The 16,813-nt window shown below is 40.6% G+C and carries 13 protein-coding genes and 1 pseudogene; 7 read left to right on the forward strand and 7 right to left on the reverse strand.

All coding sequences use genetic code 11. From position 1 onward, the window contains the following. A pseudogene (locus tag N482_RS24150) lies at positions 1–974 on the forward strand (IS4 family transposase); the annotation flags it as partial. Between the two features lie 47 nt (positions 975–1,021). Here N482_RS24150 and N482_RS06380 read toward each other — a convergent pair. Both N482_RS06380 and cspD read right to left on the reverse strand, forming a co-directional pair. Next, entirely contained in the window at positions 1,022–3,244 is a 2,223-nt protein-coding gene (locus N482_RS06380; RefSeq protein ID WP_063376264.1) for an NADP-dependent isocitrate dehydrogenase, read from the reverse strand. Positions 3,245–3,600: 356 nt separating this feature from the next. Further along, complete coding sequence (gene cspD / locus N482_RS06385) at positions 3,601–3,819, reverse strand: cold shock domain-containing protein CspD (RefSeq protein WP_063373876.1); 219 nt, start codon at positions 3,817–3,819, stop codon at positions 3,601–3,603. A 201-nt stretch (positions 3,820–4,020) separates the two neighbouring features. Here cspD and clpS point away from each other — a divergent pair, with 201 nt between their 5' ends. Beyond that, positions 4,021–4,338 carry an ATP-dependent Clp protease adapter ClpS gene (clpS, locus tag N482_RS06390; protein WP_063376265.1) on the forward strand — a complete coding sequence of 106 codons (318 nt, stop codon included), beginning with the start codon at positions 4,021–4,023 and terminating at the stop codon, positions 4,336–4,338. Between the two features lie 28 nt (positions 4,339–4,366). Then, on the forward strand, positions 4,367–6,631 hold the full coding sequence (gene clpA, locus N482_RS06395) for an ATP-dependent Clp protease ATP-binding subunit ClpA (protein ID WP_063376266.1): 2,265 nt from the start codon (positions 4,367–4,369) through the stop codon (positions 6,629–6,631). 366 nt (positions 6,632–6,997) lie between these two features. Here clpA and infA read toward each other — a convergent pair whose 3' ends face one another. The 4 genes from infA to trxB form a co-directional block, all read right to left on the reverse strand. Further along, positions 6,998–7,216 (reverse strand): translation initiation factor IF-1, encoded by a 219-nt coding sequence (infA, locus tag N482_RS06400; RefSeq protein ID WP_010560183.1) that lies wholly within the window; start codon positions 7,214–7,216, stop codon positions 6,998–7,000. Between the two features lie 89 nt (positions 7,217–7,305). Continuing rightward, positions 7,306–8,010 carry an arginyltransferase gene (locus tag N482_RS06405; RefSeq protein WP_063376267.1) on the reverse strand — a complete coding sequence of 235 codons (705 nt, stop codon included), beginning with the start codon at positions 8,008–8,010 and terminating at the stop codon, positions 7,306–7,308. Then, complete coding sequence (aat, locus tag N482_RS06410) at positions 8,003–8,719, reverse strand: leucyl/phenylalanyl-tRNA--protein transferase (RefSeq protein ID WP_063376268.1); 717 nt, start codon at positions 8,717–8,719, stop codon at positions 8,003–8,005. Before aat ends, N482_RS06405 begins: the two co-directional genes overlap by 8 nt. 96 nt (positions 8,720–8,815) lie before the next feature. Continuing rightward, the gene (gene trxB / locus N482_RS06415) at positions 8,816–9,766 is read right to left on the reverse strand and encodes a thioredoxin-disulfide reductase (RefSeq protein ID WP_063376269.1); all 951 of its coding nucleotides are present in this window, start codon (positions 9,764–9,766) and stop codon (positions 8,816–8,818) included. Positions 9,767–10,019: 253 nt separating this feature from the next. Between trxB and pssA the strand changes: the two genes are divergently transcribed. After that, entirely contained in the window at positions 10,020–11,345 is a 1,326-nt protein-coding gene (gene pssA, locus N482_RS06420) for a CDP-diacylglycerol--serine O-phosphatidyltransferase (RefSeq protein WP_063376270.1), read from the forward strand. 209 nt (positions 11,346–11,554) lie between these two features. Here pssA and N482_RS06425 read toward each other — a convergent pair whose 3' ends face one another. After that, positions 11,555–12,559, reverse strand: a complete 1,005-nt coding sequence (locus N482_RS06425) for an AraC family transcriptional regulator (protein ID WP_063376271.1) — start codon at positions 12,557–12,559, stop codon at positions 11,555–11,557. 454 nt (positions 12,560–13,013) lie between these two features. On the opposite strand from N482_RS06425, the gene N482_RS06430 reads away from it, so the two are divergent. The 3 genes from N482_RS06430 to N482_RS06440 all read left to right on the forward strand — a co-directional run bounded on the left by N482_RS06430 (position 13,014) and on the right by N482_RS06440 (position 16,788). Further along, positions 13,014–14,081: a DUF4331 family protein gene (locus N482_RS06430; RefSeq protein WP_063376272.1), complete on the forward strand. Its 1,068-nt coding sequence runs from the start codon at positions 13,014–13,016 to the stop codon at positions 14,079–14,081. Positions 14,082–14,515: 434 nt separating this feature from the next. Then, the gene (gene egtB, locus N482_RS06435; RefSeq protein WP_063376273.1) at positions 14,516–15,790 is read left to right on the forward strand and encodes an ergothioneine biosynthesis protein EgtB; all 1,275 of its coding nucleotides are present in this window, start codon (positions 14,516–14,518) and stop codon (positions 15,788–15,790) included. Next, positions 15,790–16,788 (forward strand): L-histidine N(alpha)-methyltransferase, encoded by a 999-nt coding sequence (locus N482_RS06440; RefSeq protein WP_063376274.1) that lies wholly within the window; start codon positions 15,790–15,792, stop codon positions 16,786–16,788. The genes egtB and N482_RS06440 overlap by 1 nt, the downstream gene beginning before the upstream one ends. Positions 16,789–16,813 lie beyond the last annotated feature (25 nt).

Here is a 16,813-nt window from a genome sequence, read left to right on the forward strand (position 1 = left end):
TGTACTCAGAGACACAGGCAACACAAGCAAATTACCTGCTTGGAATGGATTAACCTTGCTTGGTGTTGATGGCGTAGTGTGGCGAGCAGAAGATACAGATGAAAACAATCAATCGTTCATGAAGCCAAAGAATAATAAAGGGTTAGAAACTCAGTACCCCCCAAGTTTTAATGGTTTGCCAAATGGAATTAAGCACTCATCTCATTACATGGAGTGCGTTTGACTCATATGCTGTAAATGAAATGGTATTGGCTGAGCAACACCATGTTTTACCGAGGCTTTTATTCGTTAGGTTTATTACATAAATGGGCAAATACAGGTGTGGAAAGACATTGGTTAATCCCCTTGAAAAAGAATGTTCAATATGAAGCTGTCCGCAAACTTGGGCAGCAAGATAAACTAGTTAAATTAAGCAGCAACGCAAGAGCTAGAAAGTTATGGCCTGATTTACCGAACGAACTCGTTGTTCTTAGTGTCTCGAAAAATACAAGGCAAGCAGTACGATGTTCTTACCTCAATGCCTGACCCAATGCAGTACCCTTCAGCAGAAATATCCGATTTATATAGTCACCGTTGAGGAAATAGAATTGGGTTATCGAGAACAAAAACAGTATATGTTTGGTAACCGCCTTACATTTAGAAGCCGTTTGCCTGAATTGGTCAAGCAAGAACTTTGGGGGATACTACTGACATATAATCTCATTCGATATCAGATGACACAAATGTGCATGATGTTAAAGGGAGATTATTTACCGTATCAGCTTAGTTTTAATGGTGCGCTTGACCATATAATGAGCTTAATAATTGGGCTGCCGTATTCTTCATCTGGTACTTTACCAAGGCAGCTCAAAAACTTTTATGACATGACATAAAGCTCGATTCTGGCTCCTAGACGGCAAAGGACATTCCCTAGATGGGTAAAGAAGCGACCACGTCGCTACCCTACAAAAAGAGATGCCGCTCACCTTAAGTGAACGGCATTACAGCTTATTGCTGCCTTTTTTGAGTTAACCGCCGAGAATTAAGCGATTAGATTTAGTGCATCATTGAACAGCTTGCTTGGACGCATTGCTGCAAACGCTTTTTCGTCATTTGGCTGGAAGTAGCCTTCAACGTCCATTGCTTGGCCTTGAACTTCATTAAGCTCAGCAACAATGGCAGCTTCATTTTCGGTAAGTTGCTTTGCAACATCTTCAAATTTAGCTTTTAGCTCTGCATCTTTCTCTTGTGCCGCAAGCTCTTGAGCCCAGTAAAGAGATAGGTAGAAGTGGCTACCACGATTATCTAGTTCATTCACTTTACGAGATGGAGATTTGTTCTCATCTAGGAATTTACCAGTTGCTGCATCAAGAGTATCTGCAAGCACCTGTGCTTTTGCATTGTTAGTTACTTGACTCAGGTGCTCAAGAGAAGCTGCAAGTGCTAAGAATTCACCTAGTGAATCCCAACGTAGGTGGTTTTCTTTTTCGAACTGTTGTACGTGCTTAGGTGCTGAACCACCTGCACCTGTTTCGAATAAACCACCACCATTCATTAGAGGGACGATAGATAGCATCTTCGCACTTGTTCCAAGTTCTAAAATTGGGAATAGGTCAGTTAAGTAGTCACGTAGTACGTTACCTGTTACTGAAATTGTATCTTGGCTGTCTTTCATACGCGCAAGTGAGAACTTAGTCGCTTCAACAGGTGCAAGAATACGAATATCTAGACCGTCAGTATCGTGCTCTGGAAGGTATGCATTTACCTTTTTGATTAACTCTGCGTCGTGTGCACGTTCTTCATTTAACCAGAATACTGCAGGCGTATTTGAAGCGCGTGAACGGTTAACCGCCAGTTTTACCCAATCTTTAATTGGCGCATCTTTCACCTGACACATACGCCAGATATCACCTTGCTCAACGTCATGTTGAAGAAGTACGTTATCTGTTTGGTCAACAACACGAATTACACCGTTTGAAGGCGCTTCAAACGTTTTGTCATGTGAACCATACTCTTCAGCTTTTTGAGCCATTAGACCAACGTTAGGAATAGTACCCATTGTACGAGGGTCAAAAGCACCATTTTCTTTACAGAAATCAATAGTTGCTTGATAAACACCTGAGTAACAACGATCTGGGATAACAAAACTTGTATCTTGTTGTTTACCTTCTGCATTCCACATTTGACCACTTGTACGAATTGCCGCAGGCATAGATGCATCGATAATTACGTCGCTTGGTACGTGTAGATTTGTGATACCACGATCAGAATCAACCATCGCGATGCTTGGACGAACATCATAAATTGCTGCTAAATCCGCTTCGATTTCAGCGCGCTTAGCGTCGTCTAGATTAGCAAGTTTGTTATAAACGTCCCCGATACCATTGTTTACGTCTACACCTAACTTTTCAAAAGTCTCGCCGTGTTTGTCGAAAACTTCTTTGTAGAACACCTTAACAGCGTGACCAAAAATGATTGGGTCTGAAACCTTCATCATTGTCGCTTTCATGTGAAGTGAGAAAAGAACACCTTTCTCTTTTGCCGCTTCAACTTCTGCTTGTAAAAAGCTACGTAGCGCGTTTACGTTCATGTGTGAAGCATCGATGATTTCGCCAGCAAGAAGAGGAGTACTTTGCTTTAATACACTTACCGTGCCGTCAGCAGCTACGTGTTCAATTCGTACGTCAGTTGCTGCACCGATAGTTGTAGATTGCTCAGAACCAAAGAAGTCACCTTCACTCATGCTTGCTACATAAGATTGTGAGTCAGCAGACCACGCACCCATTGAATGCGGGTTTTTCTGAGCATAAGCTTTAACAGAACCTGGCGCACGACGGTCAGAGTTACCTTCACGTAAAACTGGGTTTACCGCGCTACCTTTGATTTTGTCATAAGTTGCTTTGATAGCAGCTTCTTTGTCATCTTTAGGCTCTTCAGGGTAATCAGGAAGTGCGTAGCCTTTTTCTTGAAGCTCTTTGATAGTTGCTTTTAGCTGAGGGATTGAAGCACTGATGTTAGGTAATTTGATGATATTTGCTTCTGGAGTTTTTGCTAGTTCACCTAGCTCAGAAAGCGCATCGGCAATTCTTTGTTCTTCTTTAAGGAACTCAGGGAAGTTTGCGATCACACGACCAGCTAGAGAAATATCTCTTGTCTCAACTTCAACACCAGCTGCTTTTGTGTAAGCTTGAATTACTGGTAGTAAAGAGTAGGTTGCCAAAGCTGGCGCTTCATCGGTTTTTGTATAAATAATTTTTGATGTCATCATCATTCCTAGATAGTTTTGGGTCAACTAAGACCGTTCAACATAAGCAAAATCTTGCTAACTTTTGTTACCCAACGTTATATCGACGTGTGAGCACCAAAAAAATTAGCTTGTAAGATCAAATCTAAATTCGTAGTAATTAGCAAGTTTGTTAGTTATTTTTACTTATTAAAGCAATAAACATAACTAACAGACCTGGACATCGGCAGGGATTGTACCAATCTAAATGCAATGCTGCTAATGCAATTTACTTCAGATATAGATAAATATGTTACATAGAGGCTTTCGTGAGGGAATTTAATAAAGAGATGAAGCGAGGTACTTGCGTAACTCGCTTTTAGAGCCTTGAGAATATTCTACGCCATTTCACCAATTTTCGGTGCAATATTAGTAGCATGTAAGCCCTTAGGCCCTTCCTGTAGCTCGAATGTTACATCTTGACCAGCTTTAAGCGTCTTGTATCCATCCATTACAATCGTTGAGTAATGTGCAAAGATATCTTCGTCACTGCCGTCTTCTACGATGAAACCAAACCCTTTGGCATTGTTAAACCATTTGACTTTTCCGCAAGCCATACTTCTACATCCTTCTATAAGTTGACTAATTAAGTTAATCTAACCTTTGAAATTTGCTAAGCTGTCCATAACATGAACAACTAGGACTAGAATGTAGTTTAAATAACCATACAGTCAAGTTTTTTAGTGCAGTTTTTTAACATTTTATTTATTTTTTAATTCAAGTTTGCTTGAGTATATAAGACAAGACTATATTTAATTATGAGTGGGATAAAAGATTCAGGTGTGTTGGAAGAGGTCAAAGACCAAGAGAAGCAAAAACTTCAACCGCCAAGAAAATACAAAGTTATTTTAAATAACGATGATTATACACCTATGGATTTCGTCATTGAGGTATTAATGACATTTTTCAACATGGATAGCGAAAGAGCAACTGAAGTGATGCTACAAGTACATCACGAGGGAAAAGCGGTATGTGGAATGTATCCTGCAGACATAGCCCATACAAAGGCTGAGCAGGTGAACAGATACGCTCGCGACCATGAGCATCCGCTCTTGTGTAGCTGTGAGCAAGAATGACCTTATTTATTCTCGTTGGGGGTTGCCAATGCTAAATAAAGACTTAGAAATTACACTTAACACCGCGTTTCGCGAAGCTCGTACACGTCGTCACGAGTTTATGACGGTAGAGCATTTATTACTTGCCTTGATCGATAACCCATCGGCAAGTGATGCATTAAATGCATGTAGCGTGGACACAGAAGGGTTAAAGCGCGATCTTTCCGAATTCATTGATGAAACAACGCCAATCATACCAGAGCTGGAAGAGGATAGAGAAACTCAGCCAACTCTAGGTTTCCAACGTGTTTTGCAGCGTGCAGTGTTTCATGTGCAGTCTTCAGGAAGAAACGAAGTTACTGGTGTGAATGTACTCGTTGCGATTTTCTCAGAGCAAGAAAGTCAGGCAGTTTATCTACTTAAAAAAGCTGATGTAAGTCGTCTAGATATTGTTAATTTCATCAGCCATGGCATTTCTAAATCAGACGATGAGCCTGAACCAGAAGAACACGAAGATTTAAATGATGAGGGTACTGAAGTTCAAAGCGAAGAAAAAACTAAGCTTGAGAACTTTACGGCAAACCTTAATGTGATGGCAAAAGCCGGACAAATAGATCCGCTCGTTGGACGCGATCAAGAAGTTGAGCGTACTATTCAGGTTTTATGCCGCCGTAAGAAAAATAACCCGTTGCTGGTTGGTGAAGCGGGTGTAGGTAAAACAGCAATTGCAGAAGGTCTTGCATATCGTATTGTTAATGAGCAGGTGCCGGAGGTAATCGAGGATGCTGTCGTTTACTCTCTTGATATGGGGGCTTTGTTAGCTGGTACAAAATACCGCGGTGATTTTGAAAAGCGATTTAAAGCGTTATTAAAAGAGTTGCAAGCTAAGCCGAATGCAATTTTGTTTATTGATGAAATTCATACAATCATAGGTGCAGGTGCAGCCTCTGGTGGTGTTATGGATGCATCAAACTTAATTAAACCATTACTATCAAGTGGTAAGCTTCGCTGCCTAGGTTCAACAACATATTCAGAATTTAAAAACATCTTTGAAAAAGATCGAGCACTTGTTCGACGTTTTCAGAAAATTGATGTGGTCGAACCAAGTGTAGCCGATACAGCCAAGATTTTGTATGGGTTAAAGGAGCGCTATGAAGAACACCATGGCATTCGCTATACACAAAAAGCACTTAAAGCGGCGGCTGAATTGAGCGCGAAATATATTAATGAACGTCATCTGCCAGATAAAGCGATTGATGTGATCGACGAAGCAGGCGCTAATCAAAGATTATTGCCAGTTTCAAGACGCAAGAAAACGATCGGGGTGTCGGATATTGAGCAGATAGTTTCGAAAATTGCACGTATTCCCCAGCAAAATGTTTCATCTAGTGATAAAGAGGTCCTCAAAAATCTAGATCGTAATCTTAAGATGCTGGTATTTGGTCAAGATGAATCTATCGATGCCTTAACATCTGCAATTAGATTGTCACGTTCTGGTTTAGCCAATGAAGAAAAGCCAATTGGCTCATTTCTGTTTGCAGGACCAACAGGTGTAGGTAAAACAGAAGTTACCAAGCAATTGGCCAAGTGTATGGGCATAGAGTTTATCAGATTTGATATGTCTGAATATGCAGAAAGACATGCGGTAAGTCGTTTAATCGGTGCGCCTCCTGGTTATGTTGGGTTTGAGCAAGGTGGACTACTAACTGATTCTGTGATTAAACATCCTCATGCTGTAGTGCTTTTAGATGAAATCGAAAAAGCTCACCCAGATATCTATAACATATTACTGCAAGTTATGGACCACGGTACTCTGACAGATAATAATGGACGTAAAGCTGACTTTAGAAATGTTATCTTTGTCATGACCACGAATGCTGGTGTGCAAGAAACAGTGAGAAAGTCGATTGGTTTCCAACAACAAGATCATTCACATGATGCTATGTTAGAAATCAACAAGGTATTTACGCCAGAGTTTAGAAATAGACTCGACAACATTATTTGGTTTAACCACCTCGATAAGGAGGTTATCTTGCAAGTTGTGGACAAATTTATTGTTGAGCTGCAAGCTCAGCTTGATAAGAAGTCTGTAAACTTAGAGCTAACTAATGAAGCAAGAGATTGGCTGGCCGACACAGGTTATGATAAATCAATGGGCGCAAGGCCTATGGCCCGTGTAATACAGGATAATCTGAAAAAGCCATTGGCCAATGAAATACTGTTCGGCAAACTTGCTGATGGTGGTAGCGTTAAAGTATCGGTCAAAGGCAATGAATTGTTATTTACCTTTGAGCAAGAATTAGTACCCGCTTAAAGATACTTTATTTTAGCGTAATTTAGAAAGCCCGCTGTTTCAGCGGGCTTTTTGTTGTTAGCTACAGAATTGCAAGAGTGGGGGAGCTAATTGCGAGAGAGATGCCTGATGAGTCATTTAAGTCCATTTCGCAGCAACGCAAAGGGTCATAGAGGTGCTGAATAGTGTTTACGTAGAGTTATGATTGCACTTATCAATCACTTTCCCAACTCAGAGATAAACTATTAGGTGAAAAGAACAGAGCAAGCTTTTTGTTAAAGATGATTATTAGGAATGCTCTGAATGCAAAAAACCTAGCCATGAAGCTAGGTTTTTTGCTACATACGTCTTATAGCATCTCAGTTGATGCTGGCGAGACGAATAGAATTAACGCGCGCGGAAAACAATGCGTCCCTTGCTTAAGTCGTAAGGTGTTAACTCTACTGTGACCTTGTCACCTGTTAAAATACGGATGTAGTTTTTACGCATTTTGCCAGAAATATGAGCCACAACAACGTGACCATTTTCTAATTCAACACGGAACATAGTATTTGGTAAAGTATCAAGGACCGTGCCTTGCATTTCAATTACGTCTTCTTTCGCCATTTGGAGCGTATCACCTCTGTATAAGTTAATCGTTGGAGATTTTGCCCAAAAGCACGCAATAAGTAAAGGAGGGAGCCTAAATTAGTGACTTAAATATTTTTCCAAACGTCTTCTTTAAACTGTTGAGCGGGTAAAAACTGCTTTTTGTAGCGCATTTTTTTGCATTCGTCTATTTGGTAACCAAGGTAAACGTATTGTTTATTCTCGGATTTTGCGAGATCAATTTGTGCCATAATCATAATTGTGCCAAGGCTCATATGCTCATAATCAGGGTCAAAAAAGGTATAGATAGCTGAAAGGGCATTTGGCATCGTGTCAGTAACCGCAATCGCGATCAGTTTCTCTTCATGCCATAGCTCAATAAAGGAAATAGGCATCCATCTACAAAATAAAAAACTTTCATATTGCAACCGGTTAGGTGGGTACATAGTGCCGTCTTGATGACGTTCTGAAATGTACTTTTCATACAATGGATAATAGTTTGGCTTTTCATTGAAACTAACTTGTATTGAAAATTCGTTTTTGATTCTTTTGAACTTCCGTTTTTGGGATTTGGAAGCAACGTATTGTTGTGCTAGCACCCTTACTGATTGGCAAGCATTACACATTGGGCAGTGGGGTCGATAAATTTGATCTCCACTGCGTCTAAACCCAAGGGACAAGAGCGCTTCAAAACGTTCTGGTGAATAGCATTCGTGGTCAAGAATTACGAGCAGTTGTTCTTTTCTATTTGGTAAGTAACTGCAATCAAACTGTTGACTGAGTCCAATTTTTGATGGGAAGTGTTCAGTCATATATCGCCCTCAGTTCTTGTGGCTGCCACATATCATTTTCTGGAATGTAGTCGCTTGCTACTTTAAGTCTAGTCAAAAATTCAGCTCTAGGAATGACTTTTGCGCCCATAGAGCTTAAGTAGGGGTTATCCAGCTGACAGTCAATAAAGTGGGCATTATGCCTTTTTAACCAATTTACAAGGGCCCACATTGCCAATTTAGATGCATTGGGAACTATATGAAACATGGACTCACCGCAAAACACACCGGATACCATAATCCCATATAGGCCACCCACCAACTTGCCTTCTACCCACACTTCGACGCTGTGTGCAAAACCCTCCTGGTGCCCTTGGCAGTATGCTTGAACCATATTTTTGTTTATCCAGGTGCCTTCGTTATGCAACCTTTGTTCACGGCATCTGTTGATAACCTGTTCGAAAGCTGTATTTGTAGTTACCGTAGGGTTGAGCTTGTTCTTAGCTTTTCTGAGTGTACGTCCGATGTGAAAATCTGCTAATTCAAGAATACCTCGGTCACTCGGTGCCCACCACATTATGGGTTCGCGTTCATTGAACCAAGGAAATATTCCAAGTTGGTATGCTTTGCGCAGTCTTTGAGTGCTAAGACAACCACCAATTGCTAAAAGTCCATCAGGGTCTGTCAATGCAAAGTGGCAAGGTGGAAAAAGAAAATCAGATGGTGATAAGTGAAACAGCTGTTGCGTCATATCTGAATTAAAGAGTAAGGCAGTTAAGCGCTAAACATACAGTAAGTTTAGCAAAATAAGAATGGAAGCACGCCAAAAAATGACGTGCTTAGCGTATTATTTTAGATTGTCTAAATAACGCTCTGCGTCAAGAGCCGCCATACAGCCTGTGCCCGCTGACGTAATAGCTTGACGATAGATGTGATCTGAAACGTCACCAGCCGCGAATACACCTTCAACGCTTGTTTGTGTTGCGTTACCATTAAGGCCTGACTCTACTACTAGGTAGCCATCTTTCATTTCAAGCTGGCCTTCAAACATGTCTGTGTTTGGCTTGTGACCAATCGCAATGAAAACGCCCGCTAAATCCAAGTCTTCAGTCGCATCAGATTTAGTGTCTTTAATTCTAATACCTGTTACACCCATATCGTCGCCTAAAACTTCGTCTAGAGTGCGGTCAAAATGTAGCACTACGTTGCCGTTTTTCGCTTTTTCTAAAAGGCGATCAGAAAGTATTTTTTCACTGCGGAAACTATCTCTACGGTGAACAACGTGAACTTCTTCAGCGATGTTTGAAAGGTATAGAGCTTCTTCAACAGCAGTATTACCGCCGCCAACAACAGCAACCTTTTGGCCACGGTAGAAAAAACCGTCGCAAGTAGCACATGCCGATACACCACGACCTTGGAAGTTAGTCTCTGATTCTAGACCTAGATACTTAGCAGATGCGCCTGTTGCAATGATAAGTGCATCACAAGTATATGTACCCTGATCACCAGTCAAGGTGAAAGGTCTTTTAGTTACATCTACTTTGTTGATGTGATCAAAAATAATTTCAGTTTCAAAGCGCTCCGCGTGTTCTTTCATACGCTCCATTAATGCAGGACCAGTTAAGCCGTGTGCATCGCCAGGCCAGTTTTCTACTTCAGTTGTTGTTGTCAGCTGACCGCCTTGTTGCATACCAGTAATTAAAACTGGGTTTAAGTTTGCACGTGCAGCATATACAGCAGCAGTGTAGCCAGCAGGGCCTGAGCCTAAAATCAATAGTTTACAGTGCTTATCACTCATTAATTTCTGTCCTAAAATTTAGTATTAGCATTACAATGATGCCGATTCTAAGTAAATCAACCCAGAAGTAAAATAAAAATCAAATAAAGCAAATTGAGAAATTAGAATCTTGTCAAAAATACTGTACTTGATGGAAAAGTAGGCCAACGAAGCTTAAATTGTCGGATCTCCATGACCTTTCTATTTTTTTTTGATATGTTTTAAACAATTTTTTTGCTGCCGTAGTAACGGTCGCCCAGAATAAAAGGTATATATGGCATTTTGGCAGGACAACGCTGGCTTTTCTTTAGAGGCAAATAAGTGCACGGTTTTAACAGATGCTAAGTATTATCACAGTGAATTATTATCGCTGATCGGTAAAGCTAAAAAGCGAATTTATATTGCGGCTTTGTATTTGCAAGATGATAGCGCTGGTCAAGGTGTATTGACTGCGCTACATAATGCCTCGTTACAAAACCCCGATTTAGAGATCAAAGTGCTTGTTGACTTTCATAGAGCGCAACGCGGCCTTATTGGAGAGGCAAAGTCCGAAGGTAATGCACGCCTGTATTGTGACTTTTTAGAGAAATTTGGCTCAAATGTGCAAGTTTTTGGTGTGCCAGTAAAAGCCAAAGAATTGTTTGGTGTACTTCACTTAAAGGGATTTGTAATTGACGATACAGTGCTGTATAGCGGCGCGAGTATCAATGATGTGTATTTACATCAACAAGACAAATATAGACTTGATAGATACTTTTTGATTGAAAATACAAAACTTGCTGAAAGCTTTATTGGCTTTATTGAAAAGCACTTAGTCAGCTCTGAAGCTGTTCCTAGGTTAGACTCAAGACCTTTACCTTCTTTTGCAGATATCAAGCTTGCGCAAAAAAAGCTGATGCGTTCTTTGAAAAGGGCAAATTATGATATGTCTGCGGGCGATGAAACGTCTGGGTTAAATGTAAGAGCATTTTTAGGCTTTGGCCGCAGAACAAATAAGTTGAACCGATTGATTAAAGCGCTGTTCGACACGACAGAACAAGAGTTGATTTTATATACACCTTACTTCAACTTTCCTGCGCCTTTGCTGAGGTCATTGAGGAGGTTGTTGAAACAAGGCAAGTCAATTACCATAGTGGTAGGTGATAAAACAGCCAATGATTTTTATATATCACCAGACAAGCCATTTAGTCGGATAGGTGCACTTCCTTATTTGTATGAGCGAATTCTACACAAATTCTTAAAATCGCAAAGAAAGTATATAGAGCAGGGGATCTTAAATGTGTACTTGTGGAAAGATGGAGCTAACTCATTCCACTTAAAAGGCATAAATAAAGATAATCAAGTTCACTTAATGACGGGTCATAACTTAAACCCAAGGGCTTGGGGACTAGATATAGAAAACGGCATTTTGATCGAGGATAAAGCACAAGAATTAAAGCCTTATATCGATACAGAAAAAGAGGCTATTTTAGCCCATTGTCGAAAGCTCTCTGGGCCTGATGACATTGAGACGCTACAAGATTACCCAACGCCAGTACAAAAAATACTGGGGCAAGCAAAGCGGGTGAAAGTAGATTTCATTATCAAAAAGTTTATCTAGACACTGTCATCTGAAATCATCCGTGGGTGCTTTGTAACGGCGTAATGCCAGAGCAAAGCCCCGCTGTCAAAAAATTAGATAGATATGGTGAAGGCGTTAGATAGCGAACAGTTATTTGCACTTACCATTTTCATGTAGTCTGTAATCATTTAATGCCTCATTGTAATTACGTTATTTTCGAGCGTTCAATCTTTAGAGCAGATAGTAAGTCACGAAGGCTTGGAAGTGTCGTTATGGGTTTTAACCTTGTGTCGACGCAGGTACCCAGGGCTGACGCCGACAACTTTCTTAAAAGCCTTACTAAATGACGCTTCAGAACGATAACCCACCTGCTCAGCAATACTTACCATTGACTCTTTACCTGCCTTGAGTAGGTCTTGAGCGAGATGCATACGCCATTGACTGAGATAGGACATCGGTGTCATTCCAATGATTTCATGAAATAAATTCGAAAATGCTGATCGAGACATACCAACCGCCTTTGCCATACTTTGTACTGTCCATGACTCAGCGGGCCTTTTATGGATCAAACTTAATGCACAACTTAACCGTGTATCCGCTAATGCTTCAAAGTAGCCTTTGTTGGGCTGATTGCTATTGATATGCCACCGTAAAACTTGAATTACAAATGCTTCTGTGAGCCTATCCACTACGACTGTGCCACCTGGTAGAGTGGAACGAGATTCATGGGCTAACAGATTGGCAAGATTACTTAGCCGTGACAAAGACCCTTCCTCGTCGCTTTTTATATGCAAAAACTCCGGCATATCCCTTAATAAAGGCAAATTGGAGTGCTGTTGATATTTAAAGTATCCACATAAAAGGGTAGTGATATTTTTTTCACCAGCAAAAGGGTTTTCATTGTTATGGATTTTTCTTAATAACTTATCGCCGGGGAAAACATCACTACTTGGTTTGTCACTGATATGGTGAGCGGATCCGGTCGGGAACGCGACGATGTCCCCGGTAGATAAATAGGTTTGTTGTTTATCCGTTATACTTAGCCAAGCCTTGCCACTGACCACAAAGTGAAAAGTACCGTAGTCAGTATTTCTCTCTTCGATACCCCAAGGGGCTGCAAAGTCAGTACAAAAATAACTACTGGCTTGGAGCCTAATGGCATTGAGAATATCAGATAAAGCATCAGAGCCAGCGAGACAGTTATTAGCTCTAGGCAACTCTTCTTCTAAGCTAAATTTAACGGGCTGTGACATTTAACTACTCCAGTTGGTTCACAAAGCAAAAGTCAATGGAGCTAACATACATTGCCTTATTGATTATAGTGCGTAAAAAAGTATGTGATTGAATCGGCTATCAGCTTTATAAGCAAATGGCGACAGCGCTTATAAAAATCAGTTTTATAAGACTTTGCCCGCTATTTTCTCATCGAAACCTCAAGTTTTTCAGACTCTACGAACTTGGCGTAAAAACTCTTTCGACAATTATACGATCGGACAAAACATCAATCCCATTGGTCATGGATAATGCGCCTGATGGTGCATAGCATTTAGAGGTACCGCGTATTTGTACGTTAAGTCAATAAATTGCAGAGCGTGTTGCAATACAAGGCTACTAGCAAATACCTTGACCTTAAAATATGGAGGGGTGGGTATAACGAATAATAAGAAAACTTTATTGAATTGCACGACAGTATTACAGGAGAACATCATGAGTAAAACACGAGAAAATTCAATCAAAAAGGCTGTGCTTGGGACAATACTAGTGACTATTGGGTTTAACTTTAGTCCACCAATCGTGCATGCAAGCCACCATTTTGAAAGCAAATTGGCACAACAGCATCCAAAGTTTGATTTAACTGACATGTTTGTTTTTAACTCGGACCAGCGTGGTTACACATCATTTATGATGGATGTAAATCCTACCACTAAACACAAAGCGGAGTTCGGCACAAATGGCGTTTATAGCTTTCATATTGCGCGAGACACATCATTGAGTGGAGGAGGCTTGACGATAACGGCGCACTTAAAAGGTGAACAATTGGTTTTTGGTATAATAGATGGCGCAAATCAGGCTATTGGTACCAAAGGCAAAGTCTTTGGAAAAGCGACTGTTGGTAAGCCCGCTAAGTTCAAAAATGGCATTAAAGTTTGGAGCGGCGCTGCACACGACCCGTTTGTTGGAAACTCAGAGGGGATTATAGGGTTTTTAACGACTCTGATTGGAAAAGGCAAACTTGAGTTGACAAAGTTCAACAACGGAGTCGATTTGTTTAAAGATTTTAAAAGCAGCATTATTCTAATTGAAGTGCCAAACAAGATGCTACCCGAGAGTATCCAAGTGTATGCGACTAGCGCAATATACAATATTGACCAGTGGGTACAGGTTAATAGGGTGGCAAATCCGCTGGTAACGCATCTATTTTTAGCAAATAACAAAACGGAGGTCAGTGAGCATGTTCATCATCGTCCGGATAGCGATTTATCTCGCAGATATGCGATATCCGGTATGGTATTAAGGGCAGTGGCGCTTGATGGTAAGAAAGCAAACTTAGTAGAGTATTCAGACTATGTAGCTGAGCAATTGTTACCAGACATGATTGCTTATAAAGTGGGTAGTCGAGCAGAGTATCGTTATGGAAACATAAACGGACGCAAGCCAAGTGATGATGCGATGGATGCGGTGTTAAGTCTTTTTATGGGGCGTAAAGTAACTGATCATGCTAATACATTTAACCGACACCCCAATAAATTTCCTTACGTAGTACCAGTAAAATAGTGCAACTTATACGCTTTATCTAAGCTTTGGTGTTTCTACTATTTTTGAAACACCTTGCTCGAATGGTGGTCAAAAATTTTAAGTTGAAACCTCATTTATAGCCGAGGTTTAGGTATTACGCGGGTTTAGACGTTAACCCTGTGTGCTTTCTCAAACAAATGGTGTGCAAAAAAATACAGAGGCATTCTATTACAGGTAGCGTGTGGCCAGCTATGATTTGATAACTATGCCACTGCGCATTGTTAACCAAACTTGACACATTTAAATCGCTATACAATCTTCAATGATTGGAATGTATTTAATTTGTGTTCCGATAAATAGACGGAAACGCCTAAATAATGGCATTTAGATCGTGGTTTCAATAGACATTGGTTTGTGGTGTTTAGCAAGAAAATGGCAAGCTGAATTAGGAAGGCTTCTTAGTTAGGTAGCTTATGAAATGGCAGCAATTAAGCAGTAACGAAAAATCTAAGTACTTTGTTGGTGAATATCTTAGGGTAAGGGAGCGTTCAACTTCGCTTTGTTCATGTCTAGCAGCTGAAGATCACGCTGTTCAACCGGTTGCATATGTGAGTCCACCGAAATGGCATTTAGGCCACACTACATGGTTTTTTGAAGAAGTTATATTGGAAAAATGTTTGAGCGGATATACGCGGTTTAATCAGCAGTATCGGTTGTTGTTTAATTCCTATTATAAGTCAGCAGGTAAGCATTGGCAGCAGAACCAGCGCGGTGACCTTTCAAGACCAACCGTCGAGGAGGTAATACGCTATAGGAGTTATGTAGATAACCTTATCGTGAATTATTTATCCAGCGCTGAAGTTGATGATAGTGATTTATCCTTGCTCGAGATTGGACTTCATCATGAGCAGCAACATCAAGAGCTGCTGTTGATGGATATTAAATATATTTTTGGGTGCAACCCCATCTCACCGGTATTTAGTGAGGCTCGCCTTAGTACTGCCTCTCTCATCAACCAGACATGGCGTTCATTTAACGAAGGGATATCCCAGATTGGTGCTTTTGAGGGCTCTTTTGCGTATGACAATGAAAAACCTAAACATAAAACTTATATCTATTCATTTGCTATTAGCGAAAGCACAGTAACAAATGGTGACTATCTTGAGTTTATTGACAGCGGAGGATATGACCAAGCAGAGTTTTGGTTGAGCCTAGGGTGGGATTGGGTAAGTAATGAGGAAATCACGCATCCATTATATTGGCGAAAAATAGACAACGAGTGGTATGAGTTTTCGTTACATGGTCTAAATTTATTGGATCTCAATGCGCCTGTCACACACGTTAGTTATTTTGAAGCTGATGCATATGCAAAATGGAAAGGTGTAAGGTTGCCTAGTGAGCAAGAGATGGAAGTGTATCTGGCCTCATACGATGGCGAATTCTTTGGGATATCTGAGTGCGAAAAACGAGCGCGTGATAAACCTGACATTTATCACCCAACTCAAAGTGACGCACCGTTTGGTCAAGTTTGGTGTTGGAGCAAAAGCCAGTACTCAGGCTACCCCGGTTACAAACCATATCAGGGGATGCTTACTGAGTACAATGGCAAGTTTATGTGCAATCAATTTGTTCTGAGAGGAGGATGTATAGCCACACCTTACGGTCATTACCGTCATAGCTATCGCAATTTTTATGCACCAAATCAACGTTGGATGTTTTCAGGCATCAGATTAGCAAAGGATATTTAATGACACACTTCAGATTACTCACGCAAGACGCACATGGTGAAAATACCCAAGATGACCAGCTGGCAATAGAAGTCCTGACGGGGCTGAGCGCTACACCCAAACACCTGTCAGCAAAGTATTTTTATGACGATACTGGAAGTGAAATTTTTCAGAAAATTACTCGGCATGAAGATTATTATCTTACAGCCAAAGAAGTTGAAATTTTGACCCGAATTAGCGGGCAGTTAGCGCAGTTAATTGACGAACAAGAAATTGATATTATTGAGCTTGGTGTAGGGGACGGCCACAAAAGCAAATTGATTATAGATGGCTTTTTACAAAGTGGTTGTAAAGTAAACTTCTACCCTATCGATATATCAGAAAAAGCCATGGTGATGTTACAAGAGAACATTGTACCGGATGATAAGTTGACAATTCATGGTGTCGTTGCAGAGTATTTTGAAGGGTTGAAGCTAGTTAGAAGTCAATCGAGTAACAAACAATTGGTGCTCTTTTTAGGCTCAAATATTGGCAACTTTAATCGAGAGCAGAGCCAAGGTTTTCTGAGAAAACTATGGATGAGCTTGAATGCATCAGACTTCATATTAACTGGCTATGATTTGAAAAAGGATGTGAATAAACTCACTGCGGCTTACAATGATAGGGCTGGACTGACAGCGCAATTTAACCTCAACTTACTGCACCGTATAAACACCGAATTGGGTGGCAACTTTAAGCTAGAAAAGTTTCAACATTTTGGCGTTTATAATCCCATATTAGGCGCAATGGAAAGCTATGTGCTTTCAACCGAAAAGCAGGAAGTATATATTTCGGCCTTGCAACGAGCGTTTCAATTTGATGCATATGAAGCTATTCACTTAGAATATTCGTTTAAGTTTACACCAAATGATATTGAGTGTTTGTGCCAACAAACCGGCTTTAAAGTCATTAAACACTTTACAGATGACCAGCATCATTTTGTCGACTCTCTGTGGCAAGTTGTCAAAGATGGTCTGTAAAGCAGGCGAGAGAAGCGAGCATTGA

The sequence above is a fragment of the Pseudoalteromonas luteoviolacea NCIMB 1942 genome, from assembly GCF_001625595.1.
Lineage (GTDB): Bacteria > Pseudomonadota > Gammaproteobacteria > Enterobacterales > Alteromonadaceae > Pseudoalteromonas > Pseudoalteromonas luteoviolacea_A.